Origin of the sequence: Bacillus sp. 123MFChir2, from assembly GCF_000383235.1 — a bacterium.
Lineage (GTDB): Bacteria > Bacillota > Bacilli > Bacillales > Bacillaceae_G > Bacillus_A.
In genome coordinates, this window is sequence record NZ_KB911019.1 from 1 (window position 1) to 2338 (window position 2338).

A 2338-nucleotide genomic window follows, 5' to 3' on the forward strand; every position below is an offset into this window, starting at 1 on the left:
TATGAATAACCACCAACTACATATATTTTATTGTTAAACGCTACTGTTCCTCCTCCTGAGAGAGCAACAGGCATAGACGTTGTAGTTGACCAAGAATCCGTCGCAGGGTCATACACTTCTACACTATTTAAAAAGGTACCGCCTCCTCCGTATGTACTTATATTTCCGTTGTAGCCACCAATAGCATAAATTTTATTGTCTACTACTGCTACACCTAAATCAGCCCGTGCTGTTGGCATATTTGCTTTATTTGACCATTTATTTGTCTTAGGATCATATTCTTGTACTGCGCTAGATACAGTTGAACCGGAAACACCACCAATCACATAAAACTTCCCATTCACCTCAGCTACCCCAGCACCTGCTCTTCCTTCAAAAAGCGTATCTTTCAACTTCCAAACATTATTATCCACTTCACTTGCATGCGCTATAGTAGAAAAAACATTAGGTACTAACCCGAATACAAGCGTAATAATTAGTAAACATGACAAATATTTCTTCATCGAATCCCTCCTCGGACCTAATATTATTTTATTCGTATATAGACATTAATTGAATTAATTGGAAGTGTCAAGGACATTGTGATATTATCCCATAGATCTTACTGCACCTCCATCTATCTACAAAATAAACTAACTTAAAACGATAAAATCAAGTAATTTGTACAGAATCTTCGTCCTAGGACATGCATTAAATTGATGGACATGCAGGTAGCCTTACATAAAGGTAATAGTGAAATAGTAGCTGTTTACACATAAAATAAAAAAGTAATCAATGAGCTTTAAATGCCTATATTAGTTTTATCAAAAAATATTATGAAAAAGGAGATTTTATACAAAATTAAGTTAATACGTTGTATTAAAAATAACAATTTATAAGTACTCTACAAAAATTTGAAACAAATATATCGAGAATACCTTGTCTAACAGCGGAGTATAAGATTTTTTAAATGCTATGACCATATTCATAAAAGCCGTCAAAAACACAAAATTACATCCATTCATTAATTTAAAAAGGAATATTTTGTTCATCTCATATGTAATATAGTTGAAATTGTAGAAATAAGAGAATTACCCAGCAAATTTTATAAATCTATAGCATCGATGAAGAACATTATAAATTTAGAACATATACAAAGGTTGAGGAAAACAAAGAATACCTATTCTAATATTTGGAAAAATCCTAGGTCTTATAATTTAAGCAAGTAAATCCAATAATACTTTAATATAAAAAAGAGAAGAGAACTACACTTTAGTATCGGTCCTCCCCTTTAATCAATAGAAAATCCAGATAAAAATAACTTAAATAATCTTCTGCGATATATTTTCTAACAAATCATCAAAATCATCAAAATCATCAAAAGACAATTGAATATCATCAAAAATATCATTACCTAATTTGACAAACTCTTTAGAAGCTAGATAATTTCTTACCTTATTTGCTGTTTGATGATCTGTATCACTAACTTTGTATAATTGTTGATGAGCATCAAATTTATACATCAGTCCTTTCTTTTTCAAACGAGCAAAAGCTTGACTGATGTATTTTCTAATAAATGGCTGTAATTGTTTTTGAGATTGTTTATTCCAAAGTCTCCATATAGGTATAGCCCTTTCACAAATATCATGGGTACTGATTTCAAACTCTTTATACCCTAGATTTTTACCTAAAGCAGCTCTTAAAGCTGTTAATACTCTTTGCTCTAATACCTTAAGATTCTCTTTTTGTTCATCAGCAATTCTACCACTTGATGACGGATCTACGGGTACTATATTTAACAAATGGGGATGACTTCCTTTTATAATCCTTATTTTTTCCTTTTTTCCATTATCCAATGTTGTCAGATAAACTTCATTTTCTTTCACTTCTATTCCTACAACTGAAAAATTCAAACAAGGTACCTGCGCCTCTTCAATTAAAAATGAAAGTTTGTTTAAGGTCTCCTTTTGTAATTCTACATCTGCACTTGAAACAGCATAAAGCAATTTGGTATTAGCCTGTTCATAAGGAGGAAAGCCTAAATATTCTTGCACATGACTTTCAGAGCAGCATAAATAGCCCATAGCCTGTTTGGTGTTCCTATTTGTCAAATCTACTTTAAAACCATTGACTTTACATTCTAATAACAATAAATCTGATTGATTTTTGTGTTGATAAATAATTTCTGGCTCAACAGAAGTATTAATCCTACAATCAATAGCATTTTCTACTGTCGATTTATAATCAGAGGGTACTACTATACTTTTGTAACCGTCAAGACGAATTTTACACTTTCTGCTAAGTTTCATTTTACAATTCTGCTTAAAATAAGCTTTGCCTATTCTTCATACGATAACTG

At 31.2% G+C, this 2338-nt stretch carries 2 protein-coding genes; both read right to left on the reverse strand.

The window, feature by feature from the left end; genetic code table 11:
* On the reverse strand, positions 1 to 503 hold a 503-nt coding region (locus H280_RS24285; RefSeq protein WP_020063389.1), incomplete at its 3' end, for a Kelch repeat-containing protein.
* Positions 504 to 1301: 798 nt separating this feature from the next.
* Complete coding sequence (locus H280_RS0122750) at positions 1302 to 2288, reverse strand: hypothetical protein (protein ID WP_020063390.1); 987 nt, start codon at positions 2286 to 2288, stop codon at positions 1302 to 1304.
* Positions 2289 to 2338 lie beyond the last annotated feature (50 nt).